Annotated in this window: 19 protein-coding genes; 13 read left to right on the forward strand and 6 right to left on the reverse strand. The window is 42.5% G+C overall.

The genetic code is table 11. The features are described from left to right. Nucleotides 1–56: 56 nt before the first annotated feature. From rpoE to ABFY09_RS12120, 5 genes are all read left to right on the forward strand, one after another. Nucleotides 57–644 carry an RNA polymerase sigma factor RpoE gene (gene rpoE / locus ABFY09_RS12100; RefSeq protein ID WP_347984577.1) on the forward strand — a complete coding sequence of 196 codons (588 nt, stop codon included), beginning with the start codon at nucleotides 57–59 and terminating at the stop codon, nucleotides 642–644. Nucleotides 645–646: 2 nt separating this feature from the next. After that, nucleotides 647–1,333, forward strand: a complete 687-nt coding sequence (locus ABFY09_RS12105) for an RseA family anti-sigma factor (protein WP_347984578.1) — start codon at nucleotides 647–649, stop codon at nucleotides 1,331–1,333. A gap of 6 nt (nucleotides 1,334–1,339) precedes the next feature. Continuing rightward, on the forward strand, nucleotides 1,340–2,377 hold the full coding sequence (locus ABFY09_RS12110) for a MucB/RseB C-terminal domain-containing protein (RefSeq protein ID WP_347984650.1): 1,038 nt from the start codon (nucleotides 1,340–1,342) through the stop codon (nucleotides 2,375–2,377). After that, complete coding sequence (locus ABFY09_RS12115) at nucleotides 2,370–2,837, forward strand: SoxR reducing system RseC family protein (RefSeq protein WP_347984579.1); 468 nt, start codon at nucleotides 2,370–2,372, stop codon at nucleotides 2,835–2,837. Before ABFY09_RS12110 ends, ABFY09_RS12115 begins: the two co-directional genes overlap by 8 nt. A 61-nt stretch (nucleotides 2,838–2,898) precedes the next feature. Next, complete coding sequence (locus ABFY09_RS12120) at nucleotides 2,899–4,305, forward strand: DegQ family serine endoprotease (protein ID WP_347984580.1); 1,407 nt, start codon at nucleotides 2,899–2,901, stop codon at nucleotides 4,303–4,305. A 67-nt stretch (nucleotides 4,306–4,372) separates the two neighbouring features. Here the strand turns inward: ABFY09_RS12120 and argA are convergent, their stop codons facing one another. Together argA and argE are read right to left on the reverse strand one after the other, a co-directional pair. Further along, on the reverse strand, nucleotides 4,373–5,695 hold the full coding sequence (gene argA, locus ABFY09_RS12125; protein ID WP_347984581.1) for an amino-acid N-acetyltransferase: 1,323 nt from the start codon (nucleotides 5,693–5,695) through the stop codon (nucleotides 4,373–4,375). Beyond that, the gene (argE, locus tag ABFY09_RS12130; RefSeq protein ID WP_347984582.1) at nucleotides 5,692–6,861 is read right to left on the reverse strand and encodes an acetylornithine deacetylase; all 1,170 of its coding nucleotides are present in this window, start codon (nucleotides 6,859–6,861) and stop codon (nucleotides 5,692–5,694) included. The genes argA and argE overlap by 4 nt, the downstream gene beginning before the upstream one ends. A 128-nt stretch (nucleotides 6,862–6,989) precedes the next feature. Between argE and ABFY09_RS12135 the strand changes: the two genes are divergently transcribed. The 3 genes from ABFY09_RS12135 (at nucleotide 6,990) to ABFY09_RS12145 (ending at nucleotide 11,319) form a co-directional block, all read left to right on the forward strand. Beyond that, nucleotides 6,990–7,943, forward strand: a complete 954-nt coding sequence (locus tag ABFY09_RS12135; RefSeq protein WP_347984583.1) for a CYTH domain-containing protein — start codon at nucleotides 6,990–6,992, stop codon at nucleotides 7,941–7,943. A gap of 62 nt (nucleotides 7,944–8,005) precedes the next feature. Continuing rightward, nucleotides 8,006–10,933, forward strand: a complete 2,928-nt coding sequence (gene glnE, locus ABFY09_RS12140) for a bifunctional [glutamate--ammonia ligase]-adenylyl-L-tyrosine phosphorylase/[glutamate--ammonia-ligase] adenylyltransferase (RefSeq protein ID WP_347984584.1) — start codon at nucleotides 8,006–8,008, stop codon at nucleotides 10,931–10,933. Between the two features lie 176 nt (nucleotides 10,934–11,109). After that, nucleotides 11,110–11,319, forward strand: a complete 210-nt coding sequence (locus tag ABFY09_RS12145; protein WP_347984585.1) for a hypothetical protein — start codon at nucleotides 11,110–11,112, stop codon at nucleotides 11,317–11,319. 102 nt (nucleotides 11,320–11,421) lie between these two features. Here the strand turns inward: ABFY09_RS12145 and sbmA are convergent, their stop codons facing one another. The 3 genes from sbmA to ABFY09_RS12160 all read right to left on the reverse strand — a co-directional run bounded on the left by sbmA (nucleotide 11,422) and on the right by ABFY09_RS12160 (nucleotide 19,026). Further along, entirely contained in the window at nucleotides 11,422–12,696 is a 1,275-nt protein-coding gene (sbmA, locus tag ABFY09_RS12150) for a peptide antibiotic transporter SbmA (RefSeq protein ID WP_347984586.1), read from the reverse strand. Nucleotides 12,697–12,941: 245 nt separating this feature from the next. Then, complete coding sequence (locus ABFY09_RS12155; protein ID WP_347984587.1) at nucleotides 12,942–14,156, reverse strand: aspartate aminotransferase family protein; 1,215 nt, start codon at nucleotides 14,154–14,156, stop codon at nucleotides 12,942–12,944. A 52-nt stretch (nucleotides 14,157–14,208) separates the two neighbouring features. After that, nucleotides 14,209–19,026 (reverse strand): NAD-glutamate dehydrogenase, encoded by a 4,818-nt coding sequence (locus ABFY09_RS12160; RefSeq protein WP_347984588.1) that lies wholly within the window; start codon nucleotides 19,024–19,026, stop codon nucleotides 14,209–14,211. A 295-nt stretch (nucleotides 19,027–19,321) separates the two neighbouring features. On the opposite strand from ABFY09_RS12160, the gene ABFY09_RS12165 reads away from it, so the two are divergent. The 5 genes from ABFY09_RS12165 to ABFY09_RS12185 all read left to right on the forward strand — a co-directional run bounded on the left by ABFY09_RS12165 (nucleotide 19,322) and on the right by ABFY09_RS12185 (nucleotide 23,571). After that, on the forward strand, nucleotides 19,322–20,341 hold the full coding sequence (locus ABFY09_RS12165) for a GlxA family transcriptional regulator (protein ID WP_347984589.1): 1,020 nt from the start codon (nucleotides 19,322–19,324) through the stop codon (nucleotides 20,339–20,341). Between the two features lie 138 nt (nucleotides 20,342–20,479). Beyond that, nucleotides 20,480–21,247, forward strand: coding sequence for an ATP-binding cassette domain-containing protein (locus tag ABFY09_RS12170; protein WP_317002875.1), 768 nt, complete (start codon nucleotides 20,480–20,482; stop codon nucleotides 21,245–21,247). Nucleotides 21,248–21,320: 73 nt separating this feature from the next. Next, entirely contained in the window at nucleotides 21,321–22,079 is a 759-nt protein-coding gene (locus ABFY09_RS12175; protein WP_347984590.1) for a transporter substrate-binding domain-containing protein, read from the forward strand. Nucleotides 22,080–22,167: 88 nt separating this feature from the next. Beyond that, nucleotides 22,168–22,857 (forward strand): ABC transporter permease, encoded by a 690-nt coding sequence (locus ABFY09_RS12180; protein WP_347984591.1) that lies wholly within the window; start codon nucleotides 22,168–22,170, stop codon nucleotides 22,855–22,857. Between the two features lie 3 nt (nucleotides 22,858–22,860). Beyond that, nucleotides 22,861–23,571, forward strand: a complete 711-nt coding sequence (locus tag ABFY09_RS12185) for an ABC transporter permease (protein WP_347984592.1) — start codon at nucleotides 22,861–22,863, stop codon at nucleotides 23,569–23,571. A gap of 105 nt (nucleotides 23,572–23,676) precedes the next feature. Here the strand turns inward: ABFY09_RS12185 and glnK are convergent, their stop codons facing one another. After that, nucleotides 23,677–24,015: a P-II family nitrogen regulator gene (glnK, locus tag ABFY09_RS12190; RefSeq protein ID WP_347984593.1), complete on the reverse strand. Its 339-nt coding sequence runs from the start codon at nucleotides 24,013–24,015 to the stop codon at nucleotides 23,677–23,679. Between the last annotated feature and the right edge of the window lie 31 nt (nucleotides 24,016–24,046).

The following is a 24,046-nucleotide window of genomic DNA, read 5'->3' on the forward strand; positions in this document are numbered from 1 at the left end:
CTGTATATTCAACAAAGAGGCACACATGAAAAGTAAGAGTTTAATATGAGGTGCCTATGCAGCACGAAACGTCTTCCGATCAGGCGTTAGTTGAGAAAGTACAGCAGGGCGACAATAGAGCATTTGACCTTTTAGTTGCTAAGTATCAGTACAAAGTTGTAAGCCTGATTGGGCGTTATGTACAAGATAGAAGTGAAGCATTGGATGTCGCTCAGGAAAGTTTTATTAAGGCCTATCGTGCCATTGGGAACTTTCGTGGTGAAAGCGCATTTTATACTTGGTTATATCGAATAGCGGTTAACACGGCAAAAAACTATTTGGTTAGTCGTTCCCGTCGACCTCCAGAATCTGATGTTGAACTTGATAATGAAGAAGTTTTTTGTACCTATGAAGCCTTGGCGGATATCGACACACCTGAAGCAAATTTAAACACTGACCGTCTTGAAAAGGCGGTGCATCAAGCCATCAAAAATTTGCCAGAGGAATTGCGTAGTGCACTAACTCTGCGAGAGTTTGATGGACTAAGTTACGAAGATATTTCATTAATTATGGACTGTCCTGTTGGGACGGTTCGATCACGTATTTTTCGCGCGCGAGAAGCCGTTGAAAAACACATACGCCCCTTGATGGGGTCAGGAGAGTAATCATGGCAACGACAAACGATCATTCCCTAGCCTCACCTTCTAGTTTGTCTGCAATGTTTGATGGCGAAGCAACAGAGCAAGATATTGAGTCTTTGCTTAGTGAAAGCCACGTTGAGATCAGTCGACAGTTAGAGAGTTTTCATTTGATCCAGCAGGCCTTGCATAAAGAGTCCAAAGTATCGATCGGATTGCAAGATAGTTTAGTTTCTCGCATTCGAGCAGAAATTGATGCTGAAGAGGTATTGCAAGAAGATATGTCTGATGCAAGCAGCCATCACTTTACTTCTTTGGAAAAAGTGCCAGAAAGCATCACGAAAGACCTAGACGTTGCGAATGACCAATTATTGGACAATGAAGAATCTGCTCAGAAAGTCATGCCATTTACGTGGAAAACAATGTTTTCTAATGTGGCGGTCGCGGCGAGTGTGACTTTTGTGGTGATTTTGGGTGGTAATTTACTACTTACTCCCGAAGCGAGTACAACCACGGTGGTTTCTGACGTTCAGGAGCCTTCGATTGTGGCAGGCACAGCCATAGCATCTTTGGAGGAGCTTAAAAACGAAGCCTTACCAGCAGATAATATTAGGCTGCAGCATTACTTGCGCCAGCATGCAGAGCAAGCGGCGATGGCGGTTGGGCAAGGGATGATTCCTATGGCGCGCGTTGTTAGCTATCCAGTGGAAGAATAGGTGACTATGGTGGTGTTGCAATTACGAAGCTTTATCCTATTTCTGGCATGCATACTGATTTCTGGCGTTGTATCCGCTAGCAGTTTGCCTTTGAATGATCTTTCTTCAAATAATCATAACGAGCCGAAAGACAGCCATGCTCTAGGGCTTTCATCTTCCTCTGCGCTGGAACTATTAAGCAATATGATTCAGTCGTTTTCAGGGTTGAAATACGACGGTGTCTTTATCCATTTAGAAGCCATGAATATGAACAGTATGCGAGTTCGTCATGGTGTTATGGATGGCGTCGAATATGAAAGTTTAGTGGATTTAGATGGCGATAAGGTTGAAGTTCTTCGAGTTGATGACACAATCATTTGTGTTTATCCCAATGCGCTTGTAGCGAATATGAACCAGCCATTAATGCCACCTTTTAAGCGTTTTAAAGACGTGGAAAGTGGTCGTTTAATAAAGGGCTATGAAATGCATGTTGGGCAAGATGTCAGCCGGATTGCAGGGCGTGACGCTGTTGTTGTGAAATTGATACCTAAAGATGAATACCGTTATGGTCATGAGCTTTGGTTAGATGAGGAAAACCATTTTCTACTGAAACACGACATGATGAAAGAAGATGGAAAATTGCTGGAAAGAATTCAGTTTACCTCAGTGAACTTTTCTCCTGACTTGAAACGGGAAGACTTTGCCCCAAAACAAGGGAGTTATTCTGAACCTGTTGTAAAAGCTGCGCCTAGACGAGTAAAAAACTTATGGCGTTTTGATTGGTTGCCAGCAGGATTTTCTTTGGTTTGGCCTGAAGCAAGAGCGCTGAATCATGGTACAAGTATGCTGCTTTTATCGGATGGAATGGCAACCGTATCTGTTTTCGTGGAACCAGCAACGAAAGAGAAAGAAATGTCGATTTTCCGCACTGGTGCAACTATTGCAGGGGAACGTAGCTTTACAATAAAAGATCAGTTGTATCTATTAACTATGGTTGGTGAAGTTCCACAAGCAACCATAGAAAAGTTAATGTCTGTATTTATGCCAAGGCAAGGTCATGATTGAAGAAACTGGGAAAGTCCTATCAATAGAGAATGGATTTGCTGACGTAGAAACCATACGTACCAGCAGCTGTACTTCTTGTCGCGCTCGTCACGGGTGTGGCCATCATGCAATTGCACAAGTGTCGTCGGCTAACCGTATGAGAATGCGAGCGGTTGATCCGTTCATGGTAGAAGTCGGTCAGGAAGTTGTTGTCGGCATTCCTGAAGACACCTTATTACAAGCATCTGTCTGGATGTATTTGATCCCATTGCTTGGCTTAGTTAGTGGCGCTGTGCTGCCCTCGATATGGGGAGGAGGATCTGGTGTCGCAGTTATTTTATCGGTTATTGGTTTTGCGGGTGGTTTGTTATTAGCAAGGCGTAAGTCCAAACAGGAAGAAAGTAACCTTGATTACTACCCAAAGATCCTCAGAATTGCATCACAAGAAAATCACCAAATCCCTTTGGTTATAACGTCATAAGTGATGAATCATCTTCACCTGGCACTGTAATGAACTTGGTATGTCTTAAGGAGACCAATCAATGAACAGATTGCTTAAACACCTTGGTATGGTTGTCATCAGTACTTTTATGATGGTTTCTATGCTTTCCCACGCGGCTTCACTACCTGACTTCACAGAGTTGGTGGACGAGGCTTCCCCGGCTGTTGTGAATATCAGCACAGAGCAAACAGTCACGACTAAAACAGCCAATCAAAAAGGTCAGCAGTTTGGTCCAAACAGTGAAGAACTCAACGAGTTCTTTAAGCACTTTTTTGGTCAACAGCCGTTTGGTCAGCAAGCACCTCAACAAGGGCAAAGAAGCTCTTTAGGCTCTGGTTTTATTATTTCTCATGACGGTTATGTTCTAACGAATAACCATGTTATCGATGGCGCAGACGTGATTCATGTTCGTTTAAGTGACCGCCGTGAATACTTGGCTGAGTTGGTTGGTACTGACCCTAGAACCGATTTGGCTTTGTTGAAGATAGATGCAGAAGATCTTCCTATTGTAAAAATGGGTGATTCTGACAAGTTGAAACCGGGGCAATGGGTTTTGGCTATTGGTTCGCCATTTGGTTTTGATTACACAGTGACGGCGGGTATTGTCAGTGCGACTGGTCGTAATTTACCTTCCGATAGCTACGTGCCATTTATCCAAACAGACGTTGCTATTAACCCAGGTAACTCTGGTGGTCCTTTATTCAACTTAGATGGTGAAGTGATCGGAATTAACTCGCAAATCTACACTCGCTCTGGCGGTTTTATGGGGGTGTCTTTTGCTATTCCATCTAAAGTCGCTATGTCCGTGGCTGACCAGCTTAAAAATGAAGGCAAAGTGTCTAGAGCTTGGTTGGGTGTGTTGATTCAAGACGTCAGTAATGACTTAGCAGAATCTTTCGGTTTGGATCGATCAAACGGTGCCTTGATTAGTCGTGTATTGCCTGATTCTCCTGCGGAAAAAGCAGGGCTGAAACCTGGCGATATCATTATGATGTTTAATGGAGAAAACATTGAGCATTCTGGTGAACTGCCTTATGTGGTTGGGCAGCTAAAAGCTGGCGATAAAGTTGATGCGAAAGTTTACCGAGACGGTAAAGAGCAAACTATTAGCGTGTCATTAGATGAGCGCCCAAGTGACCCTAAAGTATTGGCGCAATCACAACAGGATCAAAATCGACTTGGCATGATAGTGGGCGAAGTGCCTGCTGATATGGCCAAAGAGTTTGATATCGAAGGTGGTGTTGTGATCGAACAGATTATAGGTGGAACAGCGGCTCGAAATGGTCTTCAACAAGGAGATGTGATTACTATGTTAAATGGTAAACGCGTTGAAGGAGTATCTGACTTTACTGCTACAGCGAAAGACATTCCGAATAGTCGCTCTGTTCCAATGCGAGTTATTAGGCAGGGTTACCCAATGTTTATTCCGTTTAAAATAATCGAGTAACAAAGCAATAAACCAGCGAATAAAAAGGAGATCCAATTGGATCTCCTTTTTAATTAAAGCTCAAAAACTAAAGCGCTTTGGAGAAAATCTTTGAGTTACGCTGATAATTGTATAGCGCTTGTTTTTTGGTCGGCAAAGTCGCCAATGTCGTCTCACTGAATCCACGTTCGATAAACCAATGAGCGGTTCTTGTGGTTAATAAGAATAGCGTCGACAAGTTCAATGCTTTAGCTGCTTTCTCAATGCCTTTAAGTAAGCGTTCACCTCGGTTGGAGCCTCTATAATCTGGTGAAACCGCTAAGCATGCCAATTCTCCAGCGTACTCTTGCTCAAAAGGATAAAGCGCTGCGCAAGCGACAATAGCTCCATCTCGCTCAATGACAATGAAGCGATCGACTTCATTTTCAAGCAATTCTCTGGAGCGTCTAACCAATACACCTTTTTCTTCGAGTGGTGCAAGTAATGCCATCATGCCGCCAACATCATTAATTTGGGCGGGACGTAATTGCTCGTAACTGTCTTCATCTATCATGGTGCCAGAGCCTTCGCGAGTGAAAAGTTCTCTTAGTAACCCACCGTTTTCATTGTATGAAATCAAATGTGCTCTTGGCAGGCCTTGGCGAACGGCTTGAACACAAGCTTCTAAAGAAGCGTGAGTCACATCGTTTAGCTTTCTTTCTTTGAGAATTAGATCAGCATCTTTGGTGAGTAACTCTGAGTAAAGTTCGCCACCTTCTTTAAATATGCCTTCTTCTTCTGAGAAAATTACCAATTTATCGGCTTTTAACTGAACTGCAGCTTGAAGTGCAACGTCTTCACTTTTTAGGTTAAATACTTCACCTGTTGGTGAAAAACCAAGGTGTGGCAGTAGCACCATGTTGTCATCTTCCAGAAGGCGAAAGATCGCTTCGGTATCAATTCGACGAACTTCTCCTGTGTGGCCGTAATCAATGCCATCAACCACGCCCAAAGGCCTCGCAATCACATAATTACCACTGCACACTTTGAGGCGAGCGCCGTCCATAGGTGTATTGGAAAGTCCCATTGATAGTTGAGCTTCAAGTTGCACTCGAACAGCAGCCGAAGCTTGGATGACATCAAGGAGCTGATCTTGTGGTGTGACGCGATAGTCTTCTTCTACTTTGCTTGTTAAGTGACGGTTAGTAAGTACTCGACTGATTTGTGGGCGTGCGCCTTGTACTAGAACCAAGCGAATACCAAGCGAATCTAGCAAGGCTAGGTCATGGATAATGCTTGAGAAGTGAGCGCATTCAACCGCTTCACCAGGAATCAAGATGACAAAAGTTTTCCCTCTATGGGCGTTGATATAGGGGGATGAATGGCGGAACCAATCTACATAGTTGAGTTCGTCAGGCACGCTGTTCCTCATTTTTTCTGCTCGTGTGATTGAAGGCAAAAACGTTCGATTAGACCACGTATTACCTGTTGCATAGGTTGAATTTGATCCAACGCCATGAATTCGTTTGGTTGGTGGGCTTGGTCAATAGAGCCAGGCCCAAGTATTAGAGTTTCCATTCCCATTTGATTTAAGAAAGGCCCTTCTGTTGCAAAGGCAACGGTGCTGGCTTGGCGTTTAGTGAGTGCTTCACATGCTTTTATGATATCCGATTCAATTGGAGTATAAAAAGAGGGCACATCTGGGAATAGGCTATTTAGCTGAATTGTAGTACCTGTTTGCTCTTCAATGCTTGGCAATATTTGTGCGATTTCTGCCATGAGAGACTGATTGCTCATGCCAGGTAAAGCTCTTAGGTCAAATTCTAATTCGCAACGACCACAGATTCGGTTTGGATTGTCGCCACCATGAATGCAGCCAAAGTTCATGGTCGGATAGTCAATCACGAAGTTAGCGTCACGGTATTGTTTTTTAAGCTGTTTACGAAATGTCATCAGCTCAGACATTACGGAATGCATGGCATCCATCGCATTATTACCTAATGCTGGATTAGATGAATGGCCAGCTTGCCCTGTTACTTGAATGCGTTCCATCATGATGCCTTTGTGGGCATGAATTGGCGTTAAGGAAGTCGGCTCGCCAATCAAGGCGTAGCGAGCTTTAACGGAGCCTTGCTCTGCTAGAACTCGTGCGCCAGACATGGAGCTTTCTTCGTCTGCGGTCGCTAGAATGATGAGCGGTTGCTTCAAGTCGCTAAGCTGCATTTGCTGAACTGTGTCCAACACAATGGCGAAAAAGCCTTTCATGTCGCAAGAACCCAGACCGTATAATTTTTGGTTTCTTTCTTCTAAGGCAAAAGGGTCGGATTTCCAGCGACCTTCATCGTAAGGTACTGTGTCTGTGTGGCCTGATAGCACCAAACCACCATCACCACTGCCAAGCGTCGCAATTAAGTTAAATTTATTTGGCTGGTCTGGCAAAGGCATAATTTCGCATGCAAACCCCAGCGAAGTAAGCCAACTTTCGAGCAACTGAATCACACCTTTATTCGACTGATCCCAACTTGCTTGACTACAGCTGATAGAAGGCGACGCAATCAATTGTGACATCATACTGATAAGCGATGGAAGTGCTGGCATAAGGATTTCCTTGAATCCGAGAGATTCCCTAATATTACTACTGGAAGCTAGGCATCTGGTACACTTACAACAACAATATTTTTCTTTGTTGTTTAATAAACAATGAAGTGCTTAGAGGTTTATCTATTATGGCTACCGAGCTAGAACTTAAGTTAATGGTTCAGTCTGAGTATCTCAAGTCTGCCAGCGATTTTCTTGATGAAATTTGTACATTTTCTGAGAATGAAAAGCAAAGTCGTCAACCTACCTTGTCGTTAATGAATGCTTATTTTGATACAGAAGAGGCAGATTTAATGAAAGCAGGGGTCGCAATGCGAATTCGTGCTGTGAATAACAAATTCATTCAAACGGTAAAAACACGCGGTAGCAGCCGTGTTGGTATGCATGCTCGTGGTGAATGGGAATGGCTGGTTCCTTCTGACAAGCTGGATTTTTCATTATTGGCAGAAGTGCCGCTTTCTGATGAACTAAAAGACATGTCTTGGACGAATAAGCTTGTAGAGGTTTATCGGACAGACTTTGAGCGACAGGTTTGGAACATAGGAGCCCAAGGCTCAACAATGGAAGTAGTTTGCGATCATGGCTTAGTGATATCGCCTTATGGTGAGGATTCTATTTGTGAGTTGGAGCTAGAACTGAAAGATGGAAGTGAAGCAGGCTTATACCACTTTGCTCTTGAGCTTGCGCAACAAGTCCCTGTGCAAGTGAGTACAGTTTCAAAGGCCCAAAAAGGTGTACGTTTAAAATATGGACAGATTGAATTTCCAGAAAAGCCTCTGAATATGGCGTCTACATTGGAGTTGGCTTCCTACTGGTATGAAGTCTGGCTCGTATATTGGGAGGCCATACACTTTATGCAAGATGAAGCGTTACTTCAACCAGTACGTCACTCGATCGAAGAGCTTGGCAAATATCTACCTGTCGAGTTTCAAAAGCAATTAATAAGCTTAGATGGACAAATGGACGAATGCTTTATGGAAGAAGAACTGCTTACGATTAAAAAATTGATGAGCATGACATCGGTTGGTGTTGCTATGTTGGAAGTTGGGCAATGGCTAAATAAACAAGTTCATACAGACTAAACGTCGATCAATAAAACAATAACTATTCACTTGAGAAAGATCTATTTTCTGAGGGCGGCCTTTTGATATCACCTGATTTGAATTCAAGTTACGCATTTTTTCACGAACAAAGCGATTCCCAGCTCTTGCTGGAACATATTCAGGATGCGCGAGAAAGAGTGCGTTTAGCACCGTTAGACCAAGAGCAAATTAAGGTTTTGGAGCCGCTTTGGCTGTTGAGTAATTATGTACATCAACAATGCGTCCGTTTTCCCCATTGGCTTGATGATTTATTGGTTCTTAAAACCTTGCCTGAGTTGCCTTCTCAAGCGGCATTAATGGCAGGGGAAGCGTCTTTTGCACTCGAACCAGAAGTATGTCCCGAAGGTGAATTTGAGCATTTTGATGAAGCCTCGCTCTTAAAGCGTTTGCGCCTATATCGACATTGGTGGATGGTGCGCCTTATTGTCTTGGATATGCAGCAACGCTTGCCATTAGCAGAATTGACTCGCCGCCTTAGTGGTTTGGCAGATGCTTGTGTGAACGCCAGCTTGGCATGGGCAGAGCAAAACTATCTTTCCTTGTATGGTAGAGCGTTAGACAGCAATGGTTTACCGCAATCTTTAATCGTTATTGGTATGGGAAAATTAGGTGGTCATGAGCTGAACTTGTCTTCGGATATCGACCTCATTTTTGCCTTCCGAGAACATGGTGATACACAAGGTGGTAAGAAAAGCCTTTCTCATCAAGAGTACTTTACAAAGCTAGGGCAGAAATTGATTCAGCATTTGGATCAAGTTACGGCTGACGGTTTTGTCTTCCGTGTCGATATGCGTCTGCGTCCGTTCGGGCAATCAGGGGCGCTTGTGTTGAATATGGATTCCCTTGAAAACTATTACCAAGATCAAGGTCGAGATTGGGAAAGATACGCCATGATTAAGGCCAGAGTGATGTCTGGCAATGAATTGGATATGCGCGAGTTCGAAGCCTTACGAAAACCATTTGTTTACCGTAAATACCTTGATTTTGGTGCGATAGGAGCATTGCGAGACTTAAAGCAAATGATTGCCAAAGAAGTTCGTCGTAAAGGCATTGAGCACAATATCAAGCTTGGTGAGGGGGGCATTCGCGAGGTGGAGTTTGTTGCTCAAGCATTACAAATTCTGCATGGCGGTCGCGACCAAGGTTTACAAACCCCTTCTTTGTTAAAAGTGCTGCCTTATCTTGCTCAGCAAGATTATTTGTCTGCTGAAGAAGTGAGTATGCTCCAAGAGGCGTATTTATTACTAAGGCGAACAGAACATGCTTTACAAGCAGTCAATGACGAACAAACTCAGCTACTACCAGACAGTGATAAAGCCCGTTTGCGTATTGCGTTGATGGTAGGTTATTCATCTTGGCAAGCATTAGATGAACGTTTATGGGAAGTACGTAAAAAAGTTCATGCTTGCTTTGTGGATCTCATCGATGACGGTGAGGACAGCACAGAAGAAGTTAAACACCAAGAAACGTGGCGCCTACTTATAAAACACCCTGAAGATTCAGAAGCCATTATAGACGCGATAGAACACATTGTTTGGCAAGATAAAAACGTTGCTGTTAAACGTATTGCTCAGCTCTTAGTGTCGCGAACGGTTGTTTTTATGCAGCCAATTGGACATGAAAGGTTAGCGGTATTTTTGGCGTCTTTTATGTCTCAGCTGGCAAATGAGGATAAGCCTGATTTGGTGCTGGAGCGTGTTTTTCCAATTTTAGAAGCTGTACTTCGTCGTACTGCTTATTTGGTTTTGTTGTGCGAAAGCCAGACGGCCATGACGCACTTGATTCGTTTATGTCGAGAAAGTGTTTGGTTTACCGAAGCCATTTCAACAACACCTGCTTTGCTGGATGAATTGCTGGATGCAAACACTCTTTTTTCACCGCCTGATAAAGCAATGCTAGTGGAAGAATTACAGCAGATCTTATTGCGTTTACCGGAAGATGATGAAGAAGCTCAAATGGATGCTATGCGTCGGTTTAGACGTTCCATTATCTTGCGTATTGCCGCTTGCGATATCACGGATATATTGCCCATTATGAAAGTGAGCGATCACTTAACTTGGTTGGCTGAAGTGCTACTAGAACAAGTATTGCAGCAATCATGGTATAGCATGACAAAAAAATATGGCTATCCTGTCAGCCGTGGGGAAGTGTCTCATACTCCTCAATTGGCAATTATTGGTTATGGTAAATCTGGCGGGTGGGAGCTAGGTTATGATTCTGACTTGGATTTGGTATTTATCCACGGAGCTGAATCAACGGGTAGCAGTAATGGTGACCGAAGTGTGGATAATTTAACCTTTTATACACGACTAGGGCAGAGATTAATCCACATGATCACCAGTTTTACTGCGGCAGGTCGCTTATACGAGGTGGATATGCGCTTACGACCTTCTGGTAATTCTGGTTTGTTAGTTTCAACTTTGGACGCTTTTCGTGAATACCAGCAAAAAGAAGCTTGGGTTTGGGAGCATCAAGCTGTGACCCGAGCGAGAGGACTAGCAGGAGAATCTAGTTTGCTGGCTCAGTTTGAAGCTTGTCGTAAAGAGGTTATTTCTACGGTAAGAGATAGGCAGGAGCTCAAAGTTGAAGTGATTAAAATGCGCGAAAAAATGCGTACTCATTTAGACACTGGTGGTAAAGACAAAGGCTTCGATCTGAAACAAGGTGCTGGTGGCATTATTGATATTGAATTTATGGTTCAGTATCTGGTGTTGGCTTGGTCTCACAAATATCCAGAGCTTATGCGCTTCTCGGATAATGTTCGTCAATTGGAAGCGGCTTTACAAGTGGGCTTGTTGAATTCAGACAAAGTAGAAAAGATGATAGAGACTTACACTCTTTACAGGGCGAGAGCGCATCGATTAAACCTCCAACAACAAGGGCGAGTTATCCAAGATGATACCTTAGTGCAAAGGCAAACTCTGATGAGTCAATATTGGGAGGCCTTTGTAACAGATGATTCAGTCTAAAAAGAGCGGTTGACTATCTTGACAATAAAACGGTTTAGTTACAAAAAATGGTCGTAAATCATACGCTACAAAGCTATACTGTTTTAAATTGGTGATTTATTGGACAGTTAAATTCGGATATAAATCTTTTCTCTAACATAAGTAAGCTGATGGCTTCGAGAGAATAGGAGATGAAAATGGAAGTAAACGGTGTAAGCGGTGGCCCAGGAATGGATTATGCGAGCGAAGTATACAGCGCGAGCTTAGCGAAACGAGCTCAACAACAGGAAGGCAGCCAAAACCTTGAATTGTTGGAACGAGCTGTTGAGTCGATAACGCCAGCAGCAAGTAGCGGATCACATACAACCACAGATAACTTAGGGCAGAATATCAATATCAACGTTTGATTATTCACCTAAAGAGTTAAGTGTAAAGAATGCAAAATGTATTAAAAAATCCCTGCCATGGTTAAACATAGCAGGGATTTTTTGTATCTTTAATCTTGATGATTAATGTGTGCTTGAAGAGTCCAAATCTATCTTGGCTTCGTTTTCATTTATGGCCATTTCAAACGCTTTTAAACGTTTATAAATAGACAGTAGTTCAACGATTGTTGTCCAAGAGTTAATCAAATATTGGAAAGAGTTTTCTACCTGGTTAAAAGCATTCATGACTCGCTGCATCACGCCGAGGGTGAAAGCGCCAGCGATGATGGAAGGTGCAAGCACAATTAATGGTACAAACTGACCTACGTTTAAGTAGCCGTACCGCACGATATTAAAATAGAGGTAATTGGCATACAGGCGGAAGTAGTTTTTACGCACGTTGTCGAATAGCTCGTTTAAAGTGATCGGATCTGCTCGGTCAGCATGATCTTCCCCATAAACTAGCTCTTTTCGGTAAGCGGCTTCAACTCGCTGGTTTTTGAACTCCAGTCCTGGCAGTTTGATACCAGCAAGAGCAAGTAAAAGTGTACCGAAAACAGACCACATAATTGCGGTGAAGACCAACGCTTGAGGGACTTCACCAATCAATGGTAACTCTTTAACGTAGCCAGATAATCCCCACAAAATAGGCAAAAAGGCAATCAAGGTCATAACGGATCTGAGTAAACTAACACCTAAGCCTTCAACAATAGAGGCAAAGCGCATGGTGTCTTCTTGTATACGCTGAGATGCACCTTCGATGTGACGGACTTTATCCCATTTTGACGAATAATAGCTTGTCATCGCAGTACGCCAGCGGAAAACGTAATGACTAATGAAGAAGTTACTTAATACAGACACTGTGATAGCAACTAAAATGATTACTGCTACAGTGGATAGCTCGGCATAATAATCAGCCAAAGGAATGCTATTTGGCTCGCCTAATGCCTTTTGAATAAGGTCATAAAAGCTGCCGTACCATTCGTTAAGCATGACGCTCACTTGTACTTGAAACCAAGTGATGAAAACAATTAACGCGGATCCAGAAACAGACCATTTCGCCCACTTTTGCCCGCCGTAGATAGTCCAAGCACCGACAAATAATCCATAACAAAGAATCATGTATTGATATAGCCAGATATCTAGCGCGGTTCTTTGTGTGCTTGCAAAAGCGGCTTGAGTTTCGGCATTAGCGCCTTCTGCTAGTGCTTCGGGGAAATTAATGCCGAACAGTGAGCCTAAACTTAAACTGGCTCCAAGATTTTGAGCAATAAGATACCAGCCTAGAACACATGCAATTGCCCAAAGGGCGAAACTTATAAAAAAGAGCTTAGGTTTGGGAAAGAAAGATTGAAACACAGTTTAGCTTCTCTATATTGGTGAATAATGCGTAAGCCATTGATTTACTCGAAAATGTATAATGGCGCTTTATAGGAGCTTAAACCAGTCCATGAATAAGCACAATCAGCCGGCTTTTAAGGAATCTGCAAAAAAGACGACAATAGGAACAAATTTCCCTGTTTTTAGCCTTATTCAGACTTAGACATAAAAAAATCGAGCCTAGGCTCGATTTTTTTATGTCTAAGTCACTTTTATTAAGTGTCTTATGCGTTAGCGATCGCTTTTTCAATGGCTTTTTCTAAGCGAGAAAGGCCTTCTGCAATATCTTCTTTTGGGATAACCAAAGAAGGCGCTAAACGCAAAACATTTGGTCCAGCCACTAAAACAAATAGGCCTTCTGCGGCGGCCGCTGTTACGAAAGTTCCTGCTTTCCCAGCAAGAGAATCAACCACTTCAGCGCCAATCAAAAGACCCATGCCACGAATGTCTTTAAACACATTAAGTTTTTCATTGATGGCTTTTAGACCTGCAACAAAAATATCATGGCGTTCTTGAATGCCACTTAAAACTTCAGGAGTATCAACGATATCAATTACAGCTTCAGCAATGGAGCAGGCCATTGGGTTGCCACCATAAGTACTACCATGAGTACCGAAGGCTAAGCTCTTCGCTGTTTCTTCTGTTGCCAGCATAGCGCCAACAGGGAAGCCATTGCCTAGTGCTTTTGCCGTCGTTAGTACATCTGGTTTCACACCTAGTTGCTCGTAGGCATATAAAGTGCCAGTACGACCAACACCTGATTGAACTTCATCAAAGACAAGCAAAGCGTTGTGTTGGTTACATAGCTCACGAACTTGTTTAGCGAATTCTTTATCAGCAGGAATCACACCGCCTTCACCTTGGATTGGCTCGATTACAACTGCGCAAGTTTTGTCACTGATGATGGCCTTTAGTTGCTCAATGTCATTGTAGTCACAATGTTTGATGCCACCAGGAGTCGGCTCAAAACCTTCTTTGTATTTTGCTTGCCCACCAACAGAAACAGTAAACAAAGTACGGCCATGGAAAGACTTGTTGAAAGCAATGATTTCGTGCTTTTCAGGACCGAAATGATCAAATGCGTAACGACGTGCTAGCTTAAATGCAGCTTCATTTGCTTCTGCGCCACTGTTTGCAAAAAAGACGCGATCTGCAAAAGTTTTGTCAGTCAGTTTTTTAGCTAATCGTAATGCTGGCTCGTTGGTCATAACATTGGCTAGGTGCCAAAGTTGTCCAGCTTGTTCGCGCATGACATTGACTAGAGTTGGGTGGGAATGACCTAATGCAGTAACAGCAATACCGCCTGCAAAATCGATGTATTCTTTGCCTTCTTTGTCCCACACGTGAGAGCCTTCGCCGCGCACTGGAATAATTGCCGAAGGTGCGTAGTTAGGAACCATTACTTCATCAAAGGTTGCTCTCGTTACTTGTAATGTCACTTGTTTATTCCTCTTAAAAAATAGGTGGCCGAGGTAACGGCCACCGTTAAGTTTATATCAGATTTCTTAACTCTCGAATAGCGACGGTTACCATTGGAAGCGTTAATTCGCTTTCAGCTTTGATCTCACCGAAAGTCGCGCGGTAATGGTTTATATTTTCGCTATTTGACTCACGCCAATGAGTTAAGCGTTCCTCCAATTTCTTGATATCAATGCTGGATTGAATCACGGCTTGAGTTAATGTTCTTAGACTGCTGTCAACTTCATCGCCCAATCCTGCTTTCGCCCGTTGTTGCCACATATCGTCAGCAGGCAGTTCGCTTGCTTTATGGCGTAACCAATGCAGCTCTAAGTCCATTTCTAAAGCGAAATAGGTTTGAGCAACATCAAGTACTTCTGTGTCTGTATTAGCAGCAACACGAATGATGTCTAAGCCGTAGAATAGCGCTTGAAGAGAAGACAGTGTATCTGCCAGTTCCACTGGAATATTCTTGCTAACGAGGTCGGTAGAAATATCCGCTAAGTGCGCTTTGCTTGATTCCGTTAAAATCGCTTGCATGTTGGCTCGAATAATATCGATACCAGGCTTGTAAGTGTCTTTTAAACGCTGGATAGACAAGCTTTCGCGGGTGTTGCGTAGCAACCACAATGTTGCGCGTTCGATGAGTCCTTGAATTTGGATCAATAAATCATTCAACACTGCATTGGAAGCAACAAAGTCCAAATCATTGATTGCATCCCACAGTGCTGCAATACCGAAGATATCTTCTGCCGCCATGTAAGCTCGAACAACATTCAGCGATGATGCACCTGTTTCTTCCTGCATGTATGTTGTAAAGGTCGGCCCCATACGGTTGCCAAGATTGTTTGTTACATGTCCAGCAATGATTTCCTGAATCAATGGGTGTGAAGACATTTGGTTACCAAAACGCTTCGTCAATTGAGTCGGGAAGTACTCATTGATTTGAGTCGTTAAATCCGAATCTTTGCCAATACCATCGATGACTAACTGCTCAGAGAGTTTAATTTTCGAGTAAGCCAATAAGACGGATATTTCAGGACGAGTAAGTCCTAAGCCTTTGTTTAAGCGTTGTTTAATTTGAGCATCACTTGGCAAGAACTCGATCTCACGGTTCAATCGACCTTCACGAACAAGAGACTGAATCAAACGCCAATGATCAGCTAAACGTTCTGGTGCTTGCGTATTAGCAAGCGATAACACATGGCTTTGACCAAGGTTATGTCGTAAAACCAGATTACCGACTTCGTCGGTCATTTCCGCTAACAAACTATTGCGTTGTTTTTCGGTCATATCACCGTTTTCAACAACACGGTTCAGCAAGATCTTAATGTTTACTTCGTGATCTGAGCTGTCCACACCGGCTGAGTTATCTATAGCATCTGTGCTAATCAAGCCGTTGTTTTGAGCGAACTCAATACGACCTAATTGAGTAAGACCTAAGTTGCCGCCTTCGCCAACAATTTTGCAGCGTAACTCTTTACCGTTTACACGCAACCCATTGTTTGCACTGTCGCCAGCATCGGCGTGAGACTCATCTTCAGATTTAACGTAAGTACCGATGCCGCCGTTCCAAAGTAGATCAACTGGCGCTTTAAGAATTGCGTTGATTAAATCAATCGGCGCCATGGATTTAACATTACCTTCGATACCTAATGCTTTACGAATGTCCGCATTAATCGGAATCGACTTCGCCGAGCGGTTAAAGATGCCGCCGCCTTTTGAAATGAGTTCTTTGTTGTAATCTTCCCAAGATGAACGAGGCAATTCAAACATGCGTTCACGTTCAGAGAAGGATGACGCTGCATCTGGCGTCGGATCAATAAAAATGTGCATGTGATTAAAGGCAGCCACTAAGCGAGTATGTTTTGATAACAGCATGCCGTTACCAAAAACGTCACCGGCCATATCACCTACGCCCACGGCGGTAAAATCGGTTGTTTGGCAATCAATACCAATTTCTTTAAATTGGCGTTTCACAGATTCCCATGCGCCACGAGCCGTGATGCCCATTTTCTTATGGTCGTAACCATTTGAGCCGCCAGACGCGAATGCATCTCCTAGCCAGAAACCATATTTTTCTGAAATGCTGTTGGCTAAATCAGAGAAAGTTGCTGTACCTTTGTCTGCTGCGACGACTAAGTACGGATCATCTTCGTCATAACGCTCAACAGAAAGTGGAGCAACGACTTCGTTCTGTACTAGGTTGTCAGTGATGTCTAACAAGCCACTAATAAAGGTGGTGTAACAATGAACCACTTCCGCTTGAACTTCTTCGCGGGAAGCGTTCTTTTTCAATTGCTTCGCAACGAAACCACCTTTTGCGCCAGCAGGAACAATGACGGCATTCTTAACCATTTGTGCTTTAACAAGACCAAGAACCTCGGTTCTAAAGTCTTCCATGCGGTCAGACCAACGGAGTCCACCACGAGCCACTTTTCCGCCGCGCATGTGCACGCCTTCTACCCAAGGAGCATAGACGAAAATTTCAAATTTAGGGCGTGGTAAAGGAACTGCTGGAATCAGAGAAGGATCTAACTTGAAAGATACATAATCTTTGATTCCGCCTTCTGCATCGGCTTGATAGAAGTTAGTTCGTAGCATTGCTTGAAGAACGGACAAGTAATGTTTCAGGATTCTGTCTTCATCGAGATTTGCAACTTGGTCTAATTCAAGATCAATTTTCTCAAGTAGCTTTTGTACTTTTTCAGCGCGCTTGGTTGTTTGATTAGGGTCAAAGCGTTGTTCGAAAAGCTGCACAAGCAGACGTGTAATGCTTGTGTTTTTCTCTAGCGTTTGTTGCATGTATTGCCCAGAGAAAGGCACCTGAAGTTGCATCAAGTATTTGGTTAAGGCGCGTAGCATAGTAATTTGGCGCCACGTTAAAGAAGCGTTAAGTACTAAAGCATTGAAGCGATCGTTTTCAACTCGACGGCTAAATACTTGGTTGAAAGCATCTTGGAAGGCCTCGCGCTGTGCTGGCTTCTCAAGGTTTACATCAGCATCAACACAGATGGCGAATTCAACAACCCATGTGTCGGCTTTGCCATCGCCGTTTTGGTCTAGCTCGTAAGGGCGAGCTTCCAAAACGCGCAATCCCATGCATTCTAAAATTGGCAATACATCAGATAGAACCAGTGTTGTACCTGCGCCATAGACTTTAAAGAAGTGATTGTTTTGCGCTTGGCCAACTTGACGGTAAAGGTGCGTGGATATATCGCCTTCACCTCCAAGTAGGCTTAAACGTTCAATATCTAATACTGCAGCATTAGGGGAGAAGTCTTCTCGGTAAGCCACAGGTAAATAAGGCGTGTAAGTGTTGTATAGCTTGTTGCCACTTTCTTCACCGTGATTTTTGTACAATGCATTGAGAAGCTTATCTTCCCAAGATGTCATTGCATCTTGCATACGGCTTTGGATTTCTTCTGCATCAATTTTTGGGCTTTGCTTCGGATCTGCAATTTGGATTGTGAAATTGACGCGAGCCAAGATTAATTGAGAAAATTGTACATTGAATTCTGAACTGGTTCCGTTGCATGCATTCATCAAAATCTCTTGCATTTTAATACGAAATTCAGTGTTGTAGCGGTCTCTTGGTACATAGACTAATGCATTTAGGAAGCGGCCATAGATGTCTTTACGTAAGAAAACACGTAATTGGCGGCGTTCTTGGATTGCCAAAATGCTTTCAATCGCGTTGAAAAGATATTCCGCTGGTGCTTGCAACATTTCATCACGAGGATAGCTATTTAGAATGTGTTTGAGATTTTTGCCTTTGTGGCTGTTTGGATCCACATTCGATTTTTCAATGATCAATTCCAGCTTTTTACGCAGCAATGGAATATCTTGTAGGCGAGCGATGTAAGCGGTAGATGAATACAAACCGAAGAAACGCCATTCGCCAATCACGTTGCCTTTCTTATCAAAGCGTTTGATGCCTAAATAGTCCAAATGGACAGGGCGATGGATGGTCGAGATCGCCGTTGATTTAGTCAAAATCAACATATTTGTATTATCGACTGCCAGCTTGGCAAGATGATCGTGCAAAACAATGTCACGTTTTACTTTCTTGTCACTCAGGTCGCGGAATGTGCCTAGTCCTGAACCATCAACAAGCTTCAGATGCGTTTCAGCGTTTTCTACAACTAAGTCGTATGAGCGGAAGCCGACAAAAGTGAAATGGTTGTTGGCAATCCAGCGAAGAAAATCTAAGTTTTCTTGGTGTTCTGTGTTGTCTTTTAGATGCGCAATGCCTTCTGACTCAGTGATGATGTCATTAAGCTTGGTTTGCATAGTAGGCCAATCATTCACGGCTTTGGTGATGTCGCTGAATGTTTTAGTGAGCTCGTCTTTGATTTGATCTAAAACATTGGTATCGGATAAGCGACTAATTTCAAAACGCATTAATGAGTCGTTTGTGTTGGCCGACGATCCTATTTTGATAAGTTCGCCTTTCTTGTCTCGCTCGATAGGCACAAGCGGATGTACTGTCATGTGTATTGTGTAGCCCAAGCGAACAAGCGTCATGCTGAATGATGAGACTAAGAAAGGCATATCCTGCGTTAAGATTTCAACGACAGTGTGTGTTGATTGCCAGCTATGTTCTTCATAATTCGGGTTGTAAACGCGGATTTTAGGTTGGTCTGGAGTGCGATTTTTCAAGAAATCCCATAGGCAAATAATTGTGCCATATAGGTTTTCAATGGATTCGGCTGCCAAATCTTCTATTAGAGAGTCTTGGAAATAAAGGTGCGCGAGCTGAATGATGTTGCTTGCTTCAGCATCACTAAAGTTTTCGTTTATTTCTACTTCAACGCGTTCGATTAATTCATTTTTTTTGTGGTCAGTCATTAGAACTCATCCCTTTTGAGTGGTGTTCATAATAAAACTAGTTGTAAATGCGATTTTGCGAAAGTATTTGGCTTAGACTCTGCATAAGATTATTATGAAAAAACCAAACCTTTAATAGTTAGTAACTTTCTTAATAGCGACATATTGTTTCCAAGTGTGGTTTTCAAGGCCTTTTACATCTTGTGAAAGAAGTAAAAAACCTTTGTTATCCATTTTAAACGAAATAAACTTCTTTTTTGCCTATAGTTCGCAGGATAATATTTTGTACAAGAGTGAATTCGCATCAAGAGAAATCATGCAGGCAAGCAAAAAGCCCTTGAAATACGGTTTTTTGCTGTTGCCAAATTATTCTATGCTGGGTTTTTCTTCTGCAATCGAAACCTTGCATATGGCGAATTGGGTAACAGGAAAAGAGCTCTATTCTTTTTGTACTATTAGTTACGGTGAAAGGGAAATGTCTTCAAATACGGGGGGGGTAGCGGTCTCAGACTACTTAACTTGTGATGCACCGAATGATTTAGATGCTATTTTTGTGTGCGGGTCTTCGCCTGTGTCAAAAAACGAAAATCAAACTTTAGAAAATTGGTTAAAAAAACAAGCAAAAAGAAATATTGGACTTGGTGGTGTTTGCACTGGAAGTCATTTATTAGCCAAGGCTGGGCTGTTAGATGGCTATCGAGCGACGATTCATTGGTGGAGTATTGCTAATCTCCGTGATGAGTTTCCGCAGACGATTGTGTCTAATCATTTGTTTGAAGTGGATAGAGATCGCTACACCTGTAGTGGCGGCACAGCAGCCATGGATATGATGTTGTTTTTAATAGGGAAACAGCATGGTATGAGTTTGGCTAGCAGTATTTCTGAGCAGTTTGTATGTGAACGAATCCGTACCCACGATGACCCGCAAAGGATTCCTTTGCAAGCGCGTATAGGCACCGGACAACCAAAACTGGTTGAGGCTGTTCAATTAATGGAAGCCAATATCCAAGAGCCGCTTTCTTCTGATGATATTGCTTACCACGTTGGCGTTTCTAGGCGGCACTTGGAAAGATTGTTTAAAAGTAATTTAGACATTGTGCCTTCTCGCTACTATTTAGAATTGCGCTTGCAGCATGCTAAAAAGTTGTTAAGTCAAACAGATAAAGCTATTAATGATATTGGTAATGAGTGTGGGTTTTCTACAGCGTCCCATTTTAGTACGACGTATAAAAGCTTTTTTGGCGTGACGCCAAGAGAAGAGCGTAAGAAAAACCATAACAATGTTTCAATTCCGTTACAGAGTGACCGGAAAAAAAGGCAACTTTGGAAAAAATAATTTAAACTACTGGTCAAGACTGTTTTTGGCATGATTTTTATGCTCTTCGCGACAGTATAAATGGAGTTACAAAGAGGCGTATGTGTTTTTACGTCTCGTTAGAGACAGTTAGCTGCTAATAAAATAAGGTAAAAAACCATGTCGAAAGCCCCAGCGTTAGAACTCATTGATATTCATAAGACATTTGGCGATGTTGAAGTACTTAAAGGTATTTCTTTGAAGGCTTATGATGGTGATGTTATCTCAATTCTTGGCTCTAGTGGTTCTGGTAAAAGCACGTTTTTACGTTGTATCAACTTACTTGAGAACCCAACGCAAGGTGAAATAATCTTCAATGGCGGTAAATTGGACTTGGTACAAGGTGAGACAGACCTTGTTGCCAATAATATGAGGCAGCTTACCAAGATGCGCCAGCAAATCGGGTTTGTTTTCCAGAGCTTTAATCTTTGGCCTCATATGACTATTTTGCAGAATGTAATGGAAGGCCCTTTGAATGTTCTAAAGCGACCGAAGCAAGAAGTTGCTGAATATGCTGAGCATTTGTTACGCAAAGTAGGAATAGCAGAAAAGAAAAATATGTACCCGAATCAATTATCTGGTGGGCAACAACAGCGTGTTGCGATTGCCAGAACATTAGCTATGGACCCTCAGCTTATTTTATTTGATGAGCCAACTTCTGCACTTGATCCTGAATTGGTTGGGGAAGTGTTAGGTGTTATGCGTAATCTAGCTGAAGAGGGGCGCACAATGCTTATTGTTACCCATGAAATGAATTTCGCACGTGAAGTGTCAAGTGATGTTGTCTTTTTACATAAAGGCGTTGTTGAAGAAAAAGGAACTCCTGACGAAGTGTTTGGCTCGCCTAAATCAGAGCGTTGCAAAGCATTTTTGTCTAGTGCATTTTAAGAAGTAGCAGGGTTAGAAGGACAAACTTAACTCTTGTTATCGTGAATAATTTAATAATCAAAAAGGTAGTGTTATGAAACTTAAAAAAATTGTCTTAGGTTCTGCTTTATTAGTAACTGCAGCAATGTCTACTATTTCTGCTCAAGCAGCAGATAAAGTACGCTTTGTGACCGAAGGTGCTTGGGCGCCGTTCAACTTTATTGATTCTGCTGGCATGCCACAAGGTTTTGATGTTGATATTGCGCGTGCCTTATGTTCAAGAATGGAAGCGGATTGTGAAATTCTTACTCAAGACTGGGATGGTCTAATTCCTGGTTTAAAAGTACGTAAATTTGATGCCATTATTGCATCTATGTCTATCACTGAAGATCGCTTGAAAGTCGTTGATTTTACTAACAAATACTACTCTGGAGGGTTGCGTTTCATGGGGCGTGTTGGTGAGGCATTTGATTTAAGCGATCTATCTGGCAAAACAATTGGTGCACAGCGTGCAACTTTGGGTGCTCAATATCTAGAAGACAACTTCACCGGTAAAGCGGACCTGAAATTCTATGATAACCAAGATAACGTTTATCTAGATCTTCTTTCTGGTCGTTTAGACATCGTTTTGTCTGATGAACTACCAACTTACAACTGGTTGAAAACAGCAGAAGGCGCGTCTCAGTTTGAGTTCAAAGGCAACTCTTTCATGAAAAATGACGAAATTGGTATTGCTGTTCGTAAAGGCGACACTAAGCTAAAAGAGAAATTGAACAAAGCGCTTGATGAGCTAATTGCTGATGGCACTTACGAGAAAATTAATGCTCGTTACTTCCCATTCTCTATCTACTAAGGGTAACTTGTTAATTTAAATCTCCATAGAAAGTTCCTCGATGTTTAAAAGTCGAGGAACCTCTTTTCGCTTACTCTGAGAGAAAACTATGATTGATCTTCATGGATTCGGTGACCAGTTGCTGCAAGGTGCTGTCGTTACCTTAGAGCTAGCATTATCTTCTCTGTTTGTCGGTTTAATTCTTGGGTTGTTGGGTGCTTCCGCCAAATTGTCCTCAATTAAACTCTTCCGATGGATTGCTCATGGCTACACGACCATTATTCGTGGTATTCCTGAACTATTAACGGTTCTTATCATTTATTTTGGCGCCACCAGTGTTTTGATGGCTATTGCCAGCGTATTTGGCTATGACGAATACATTGAGGTAGGCGCGTTTGCCGCGGGTGTTACAGCACTTGGTTTAACTTTTGGTGCTTATGCGACAGAAGTTTTTCGAGGCGCTTTACAGTCAATCCCTAAAGGTCAGCACGAAGCGGCAATTGCTTTAGGCATGGGGCCTGTTCGTAAGTTTTATCGCATTATTTTACCGCAGGTTTGGCGTATTGCTTTACCTGGTATCGGTAATTTATTTCTAGTCTTGCTGAAGGACACCGCGCTTGTTTCTGTAGTTGGTCTTGATGACATCATGCGTAAAGCCAATATTGCTGTTAGCAGTACGAAAGAAGCGTTTTTATTTTATTTGGTTGCCGCTTTCATGTACTTGGCTTTAACCATTGTTTCTATGGTTTTGGTTTCTTACTTGGAAAAACGAGCCAGTCGCGGCTTAACAAGGGGATAGTGAATGGACTTTTCAGTTGTTGTTGAATACTTTCCCCGTTTGTTAAGTGGCGCTTGGGTTAGTTTACAGTTGGTGGTTTTATCTGTTGTATTAGGTGGAATATTGGCTTTGCCAATTGCTTTAGCGAGAATCTCCCCTGTTGCTTGGATAAGAGTATTTCCTTTTGCTTATATCTTCTTCTTCCGTGGTACACCTTTGCTGGTGCAGATTTTCTTGGTTTATTACGGTGCGTCGCAATTTGATGTAGTACGAGAGAGTATCTTTTGGCCTATTCTAAGAGAACCTTTTTGGTGCGCCATTATTGCTTTTACTTTGAATACGTCTGCTTATACGGCAGAGATTTTCAGAGGCGCGATTCAAGCCATTCCTCAAGGTGAAGTTGAGGCTTGTAAAGTAGTCGGTATGACGAAAGTACAAATGTACCGTCGTATTCTTTTGCCTCGTGCATTTGGCATTGTCTTACCAGCTTACGGTAACGAGATTATCTTGATGCTGAAGGGCAGTGCGTTGGCAAGTACCATTACCATTTTAGATTTGACTGGAATGGCAAGAACCATCATCGCAAGAACTTATACGCCGATGGAAATTTTCCTAGCGGCTGGTGGCATATATTTGTTGATTAGTATTGTCGTTATTGCGATTTTCCGTCAAATCGAGTTACGCCAAAACCGTTACCTAGGGACTTTATCTATTAAGGTTCCTGATAAGGGTTAATGTGAGACTGTTTTTTTTGAGAGTGGGTTCGCATCAATAAAAAAGAGGCATAAGCCTCTTTTTTATTGTGATTCTAGTCGTGCTTTTAGCTCAGGAACGAAAGTATTAAATCGCTTCGTTTCCAGTTTCGCCTGTACGGATTCGAATAACTTGCTCAAGAGTGGTAACGAAAATTTTACCGTCGCCAATTTTTCCTGTATTTGCATTGTTTTGTATTGCTTCGATCGCGTGCTCAACTTGGTCGCTTTCTATAGCAAGTTCTAGTTTAACCTTTGGTAAAAAATCAACCACATACTCAGCCCCACGATAAAGTTCAGTGTGTCCTCGTTGACGACCAAAACCTTTCACTTCTGTTACTGTGATGCCATTAATTCCTATTTCGGATAATGCCTCACGTACTTCATCTAGTTTGAAGGGTTTAATAATGGCTGTAACTAATTTCATTTCTGTTCTCCATAGGAATAAAAAGTATTCT

The sequence above is a fragment of the Marinomonas sp. 5E14-1 genome, assembly GCF_039939215.1.
In the GTDB taxonomy this organism is placed as follows: Bacteria; Pseudomonadota; Gammaproteobacteria; order Pseudomonadales; family Marinomonadaceae; genus Marinomonas.